Annotated in this window: 7 protein-coding genes; 3 read left to right on the top strand and 4 right to left on the bottom strand. The window is 39.4% G+C overall.

Translation table 11 applies throughout. The annotated features are described in order from the left end of the window. Positions 1–446: 446 nt before the first annotated feature. The 4 genes from WS34_RS15790 to WS34_RS13960 form a co-directional block, all read right to left on the bottom strand. Positions 447–740 (bottom strand): hypothetical protein, encoded by a 294-nt coding sequence (locus WS34_RS15790; protein WP_022159590.1) that lies wholly within the window; start codon positions 738–740, stop codon positions 447–449. A gap of 257 nt (positions 741–997) precedes the next feature. Further along, positions 998–1,417, bottom strand: coding sequence for a DUF1573 domain-containing protein (locus WS34_RS13950; RefSeq protein ID WP_022159589.1), 420 nt, complete (start codon positions 1,415–1,417; stop codon positions 998–1,000). 84 nt (positions 1,418–1,501) lie between these two features. Further along, the gene (locus WS34_RS13955; RefSeq protein WP_046405552.1) at positions 1,502–2,572 is read right to left on the bottom strand and encodes a BF3164 family lipoprotein; all 1,071 of its coding nucleotides are present in this window, start codon (positions 2,570–2,572) and stop codon (positions 1,502–1,504) included. Between the two features lie 6 nt (positions 2,573–2,578). Next, positions 2,579–2,824, bottom strand: coding sequence for an SH3 domain-containing protein (locus WS34_RS13960; RefSeq protein WP_046405554.1), 246 nt, complete (start codon positions 2,822–2,824; stop codon positions 2,579–2,581). 94 nt (positions 2,825–2,918) lie between these two features. On the opposite strand from WS34_RS13960, the gene WS34_RS13965 reads away from it, so the two are divergent. Genes WS34_RS13965 through WS34_RS13975 form a run of 3 tightly spaced genes read left to right on the top strand, consistent with a single transcriptional unit; the run spans position 2,919 to position 5,944 of the window. Continuing rightward, positions 2,919–4,244 carry a sensor histidine kinase gene (locus WS34_RS13965; protein WP_046405556.1) on the top strand — a complete coding sequence of 442 codons (1,326 nt, stop codon included), beginning with the start codon at positions 2,919–2,921 and terminating at the stop codon, positions 4,242–4,244. Between the two features lies 1 nt (position 4,245). Next, on the top strand, positions 4,246–4,944 hold the full coding sequence (locus WS34_RS13970; RefSeq protein ID WP_046405558.1) for a response regulator transcription factor: 699 nt from the start codon (positions 4,246–4,248) through the stop codon (positions 4,942–4,944). A 25-nt stretch (positions 4,945–4,969) separates the two neighbouring features. After that, a complete protein-coding gene (locus WS34_RS13975) occupies positions 4,970–5,944 on the top strand; it encodes a BF3164 family lipoprotein (protein ID WP_046405213.1) in 975 nt (324 codons plus the stop codon). Positions 5,945–6,004 lie beyond the last annotated feature (60 nt).

The following is a 6,004-nucleotide window of genomic DNA, read 5'->3' on the forward strand; positions in this document are numbered from 1 at the left end:
GAATATAGACGAAGAACGACGCCTTCGTTGTTTAAATGTTGTTTGATTTCCTCTGGTAATTGGAGGTCTTTTTACTGAGTAAAGATCCTTCTTTAGTTTCCAATGAAATAAAATGATAAGAATATTGATAATCCGATTCAGTTACCGATAGGTATTTTTCTCCTGTTTTGAAAGGTAACGTGATAGTCCCGGTGATGGGGTAATTTTCAGTCTTACACTGTATGAAAGATAATACTAGAAATAGAAGGAAAGATTTTTGCATAGTTTTAAAACAAAAGAATTATATTCTTATATATTTATCAATGAAATAGAGTGAATATCCGATTAAGGAGGGTATCCAAAAAAATTTGACACCCTCTATTTATTCATATCCTTATTAGAGACTGAAATCAAATATTCGATTCTAACTGGGGATGTTTTGACTTTTTAGACAGTCTCTTGAAAAATTAGTTAAGATAAGAACCAGGAGCACCGCATTGTGAACATTTTCCGATTGTACAGGTGCTTGTGGTTTCTTCAGGGATATGTTTACAACCTGGGACATTCATGTTTGAGCATCTTGTACATCCAAACGTCATACTTATTGCATTCGAACATTCATTTTCACTACTTGCAAATGCATGTTCATTTATACTATTTAAAGTAATATTATTTTCTGAATTTTCTGTGATACTCATTGAAATATTAAAAGCTGAAAATGCAACAATAAGGATTACGATTAGTAATTTGATATTTTTCATAATAGTTGTATTTTATTTGTAATAAATATTTTGAAATTTATTTTGTATGTTTTTGCCTTGCAATTATTATACGTTATTTATATATTTACATACTTACCTCTCTTTCTTTTTTAGAGGGAGTGTCGGGACGGAAGCTGATTTGATTTGGAAAATGCTGTTCAGCTTTCCGTCCTTTTTCTCCTGGGTTAGACAATCAAGTTGACTTTCATGATAGCATAATCGAAAGGATTGTTAATTTTTACCACGCGCATGAAAATTTATTCGATTACATTACCACGTATCTTTAGGTTGATTTTGTGTCCGGCCACATTGCAGCGGACCTCTATGTTTTTAATAAACATACCGAGTGAATTCGGGCTGTATACGGTTTGGATCTCTCCTGATTCTCCCGGTTTGATGGGGCGTTTTTTCCATTTCACAGCAGTGCAGTCGCACGATGGCACTACATTGTAGATCAATAGCGGAGCTGTACCGGTGTTTGTAAAACGAAATACTGCTTTTTGTTCTGTCCCGTATTTGACTGAGCCTAACGATAGGGTATCCTTTTCAAAATGGATATTTGTGGGAGTGACGAACTGATCTTCACTACTGTAGCCGGGCTGGTGAAAAATAGACCATCCGGACAAGAGCAAAAGTATTATTACTGTGATGAAGAGCAAAATGTTGAATTTCTTCATTGTATTGAATATTTATTTTTCAAAACAAATTTAAAGATGAATTCTTGTTTCATGAAAAAAGCAACATTCTATAATCTACCCAATTTATAAATTTAAGGTAATAATTTCACATTTCCCCTTTTCGTGCGACAAGGCATAAATCGCATCCGTTACCGGGTCGTAGCTGATGGACGAGCAACTATTCGATAGATGGTAGGTGCGGACGTGTGAGCCGTTCCAGTCGAATACCAGAATCACGCGGCCTTTGTCGACATCATTCCGGTATTGCCGGTAGGTACGTCCGGAATAGAGGGCGAAAATGTAATCGTCGGAAGTGGTCAGGTCACAGAAACCGAACAGATTATGGTCGGTGTAGGCTACCGGATACCATATTTTCCGGCCTTTGGGACGTTGCAGCCGGATACTTACTCCGGGCCGGTTGAGGTGTACTTCGTTTACCCGGATCAGCTGGTCTTCCCGGATGGCACAGAGGTCCAGACAACCGTATTGCATATTGGCACAGGCGAGACGGGTCTGGGTCCGGTTAAGGGCCAGGCAATTGCTGGCGTAGAAAATACTTTTCAAGCTGTCGGATAAGGACGGCAGGGCGCATTCCGGATAAGCGACGCTGTAAATATCTTCGTTTTCCGCCGGGTTTGTGCTGCAATAACGGCCTGAGGTATAAATTCCGGTAGAAATAATCCGGTTACCGGCCCGAACAGCTCCTAACGGCGTTTTACCGTGGGCTGTGAGGGAGGTGAATACAGGGCGGTAATCTGCTTCGGTGCAATGGTTGAGATCGATTTCAACCAGACGGCCGGTGCTGAAATCCAATGCCGAAACGATATTACCGTTGAGGTGGAGGTTCAGATAGCAGTGCCCTTCGCCTTCGCTGCTTCCCGCCGGTACTAAATGATGCAGGGTTCCGTTAAGGTGATTGTAAATGGCAAAGCGATAAGCGCTTTGAGGGGTTAGGATGACATACAAAGAATCTTTACGGACGATTTTGGTGGGATGGACGATCCCCAGGGCGTCGAGATTCAGGTTATCGGTTTGGGCGAATTGCAACGATCCCGCCCGGGTATGTAACAAAGGGGTAACTTCTTTTGTAAAATCCGGCTCTGCCTGGCAGGCGGAAATAAATAAGGCGATAAAAAGGTAAGATTGCTTTTTCATATCGTATTACTCTCCTCTCATTAATCCGTGATGTTCTCCATCTATTCCATTTTTATCTATACCGACACATATATAACCGGCCTGGAGGCACAGGTCCTTTCTTTCGCCGTCAGGACTTTCTTGTTCTGCTATTGCTTCGATATTGGCTAACGTCAGACTGGTTTTCGCTGACTGGTCCGGGAATACGACATTCAGGAATAGAACAGATAAAATAATTATCGTTCCTGTCAATAAGATTCTTTTTTTATGCATATTAATTTTTATTTAAATTTATAGAACAAATTTACAAGGGAATTTTATCTTTGTAAAAGTTTCAACATTCTATAACGTACCGGACAAAACAAAAATGATGAAAGGGAATATCAGGATAGTTTTCTTTTTATGTATTGGTTTATTGATATGTGTGTTGATCGGTCAGGGAGGGTGGTTGTATAAAACCCGGAAAATGGAGATAAATCGCTTCAGGCAAGAAGCCGGTGACCGACTGGTGGATTCGTTTAAGGAATTTTTGGAGGAGGAATGGATGACACGTAAAGTTCCTTTCAGTTACGGACTAAAAGAAGATAAAAAGACATTTGTTTATGGGGATAGCTGTAGGGTTAGAGAAATTACTTTATCTTTTGTTGATCAGTTTCGGGAAATGGGCAGAGCTGTTTTTTACGATTATTTATATGAGCAACACGATTTTGATGTTTTTCAATTGGACTCTTTATATCGAAAAAATTTGGAAAAGGCAGGTATGAATGGATTGTCCGGCATCCTGTTGCGGGATTCGGCGGGACGGGTTTTGGAAGTAACAGGCGTTTGCGAAGGAGAAATACGTACCGTTTCTGTCGAGGCCGGTTATCGTTGCCGGCATCGGATAGAAGCGGTTTTTCAATTGCCTTTGATCTTCCGTTCCATGATTTGGCATTTGGTGGGGGAGGGGATGTTTTTCTTTGCTTTTATCGGGTGTTTGGTATGGTTATGGAAAGCGATTCGTCTGACATGGCAAAGCGCAAATGTGCAGACCATGGGGATAGCCCATTTGGAACATGAATTGAAGAAACCTTTAGCTGCAGTTACTTCGGCATTAGAAGGAATTGTGAACCGGAAGAACCGGGAATTGACGGCGATACAGGAAGAAAAACTGAAAATGGTGGAAGTGCGCATCCGCAAAATGGTAGAGATTACCGATACCATGTTGGTGACCTTGAAAAACAGTCGGTTGGAGGTGGAGCGGGCTTCGGTGGATATCGTTCAGGAAATCGGGATGGTGGCAGAGATGTTTAGAATATTGTATCCGTATGCGAGGTTGGAATTTCAGGTGGAAACAGGAGAAGAGAAACCCTTGCTCGACCAGGTTTATTTTAATTATCTTGTAATCAATTTGGTCGATAATGCTATTAAATATGGTGGAGATGAACCTTGGGTGAAAGTTGTTTTTTACCGGGAAAATCGGGATTGGGTACTGACGGTAACAGACCGGGGAATCGGGATGCCGGAAAGAGTGTTGAAACGGATATTCCGACAGTTTTACCGGGTGAAAGATAAAAAAGTAAAGAATAAAACCGGTTTCGGATTAGGACTGGCTTTTGCTAAGAAAGTGGTGAATGCTTATGGAGGGGAGATCCGGGTGGAAAGTGCTCCGGGAAAAGGCAGTCGGTTTGAAGTCCGGATAAAAGCAGAATAAAATGGCGATTATTAAAGTATTGTGTGCGGAAGATGATCGGTTGATGAGGTTGGAAATGAAGGAGAAAATGACAGCAAAAGGCTGGGAGGTAATTGAGGCGGTAGATGGGAAGGAAGCTTTGGTGAAGTACAAAAAGTATCGGCCGGATATTGTCGTTTTGGATGTGAATATGCCGAAACGATCGGGACTCGAAGTATTGCAGTTGATTCGGGTAAACGATTTGCAGACACCTGTCGTGATCTATAGTTCGCTGGCAGAGGAGAAGGATTTGAAAACTGGCCTTTGTCAGGGAGCACAGGTCTATCTGGTAAAGAATTACAGTGTGGCTCTTCTATTAGAACAGGTGGAACGGTTGATTGGGAAAACTGCCTCTTCGGTGATAGACTTGACGGATAATGTTACTTATGATTTTGCTAAAGCTGAGTTGCGTATCGGAGATCAACGGCAGGAATTGACTATGTTGGAAAGTAAAGTTTTTGCAATACTGTGCAAAAATAAAAATAAACTGTCTCCTCGGGAAGTGCTTTTACTGGCCGGCTGGAACAATACAGCCTATAATTTCGAATCGCAATTGAATAAGGTGATCCGGAAATTGAGAACATTGCTGATAAATGAAGACCAGATCAAAATTGTACTGGATAAAGGCAATGGATACTGGTTGAGAACGGAAGAGAATAATTATGAAATTAAAAGAATGTAGTAGAAATAAAATATACATATTTTGTATGGCGTTTTATATAGCAGCTTGTAATGCTCCTGTAAAAACAGAGGAGCTTAGGCTGTTATCCTCATCTTCCATTAAGGGAGAAAAAATTCCTGTTTCTGAAAGGTGTTATGAAGAGGGAATATTGATAGATAGTATATTGATACTGAAGGAATCCTGCAGCGAAAGTATATTTTATGCTTATAATATTTATACGAACGAAGAAATTTGTAAATGGGGTAGACTTGGGCGCGGTTCCGGAGAATTCAACTATCCCATGTTTGTAAGTACCCTTAATCGGGATACATTAACAATTTATGATAGTCCCACTGCAAATCTTATTCAGATTCCATTAAGGGATATCGATCGGAAGAAATATTTGCAGACCCAAAGAAACTTGGGTAGTGGTATGCTTTTTTTATACAATTTCCATCTCACCGATTCTTTGTATATTTTTACTCCGATTGAAGCAGATGAAGGCCTCTTTTCTATATACAATAGGAAAACAGAAAAAGTTTTTCATGTTCCATATAAACCGGATTATGAATATAATAAGGAGGACCGTAAAGATGTTTATTATCATCATTTATCAATATCGCCTAAGTATAAAACTATTCTTGCAGCTTTTCAATATTTAAACCTGATTAATTTTTATAATTTCGACGGCGAATTGAAAAAATCATACACTTTATCCCACTCTCCGGAGGAAAATAATTATAATCTTTATATTACGGAAGAAACCATTCTTCAGTCTATTCAGACTTATAGTACAAATGAAAAGGTATATATTCTTTGGAATGGCAATCCTATGAAGACAGAATTTGTCGGAACAAGTAAAATTTTAGTATTTAGTTGGCAGGGCGATTTAGAAAAAGTATATGAATTAAATAATTGTCCACGTTTTATCACAATCGATGAACATAGTGGAAATGCCTTTGGAGCTGTTTTCTCGGAAAAAACAGAAATGATGGAGATTCAAAAATATATATTAAACTAATTACAATTAATGAAACTATTTGCCTGTATATTATTATTACTTTTCTTCCTAGGATGTAAT

The sequence above is a fragment of the Odoribacter sp. N15.MGS-14 genome, from assembly GCF_000980245.1.
Taxonomy (GTDB): domain Bacteria; phylum Bacteroidota; class Bacteroidia; order Bacteroidales; family Marinifilaceae; genus Odoribacter; species Odoribacter splanchnicus.

Excerpts from the sequence above, each read along its gene's own strand:
- WS34_RS13950 (WP_022159589.1), bottom strand. The coding sequence starts at position 1,417 with ATGAAGAAATTCAACATTTTGCTCTTCATCACAGTAATAATACTTTTG.
- WS34_RS13970 (WP_046405558.1), top strand. The coding sequence starts at position 4,246 with ATGGCGATTATTAAAGTATTGTGTGCGGAAGATGATCGGTTGATGAGG.
- WS34_RS13965 (WP_046405556.1), top strand. The coding sequence starts at position 2,919 with ATGATGAAAGGGAATATCAGGATAGTTTTCTTTTTATGTATTGGTTTA.
- WS34_RS13960 (WP_046405554.1), bottom strand. The coding sequence starts at position 2,824 with ATGCATAAAAAAAGAATCTTATTGACAGGAACGATAATTATTTTATCT.
- WS34_RS13955 (WP_046405552.1), bottom strand. The coding sequence starts at position 2,572 with ATGAAAAAGCAATCTTACCTTTTTATCGCCTTATTTATTTCCGCCTGC.
- WS34_RS13975 (WP_046405213.1), top strand. The coding sequence starts at position 4,970 with ATGGCGTTTTATATAGCAGCTTGTAATGCTCCTGTAAAAACAGAGGAG.
- WS34_RS15790 (WP_022159590.1), bottom strand. The coding sequence starts at position 740 with ATGAAAAATATCAAATTACTAATCGTAATCCTTATTGTTGCATTTTCA.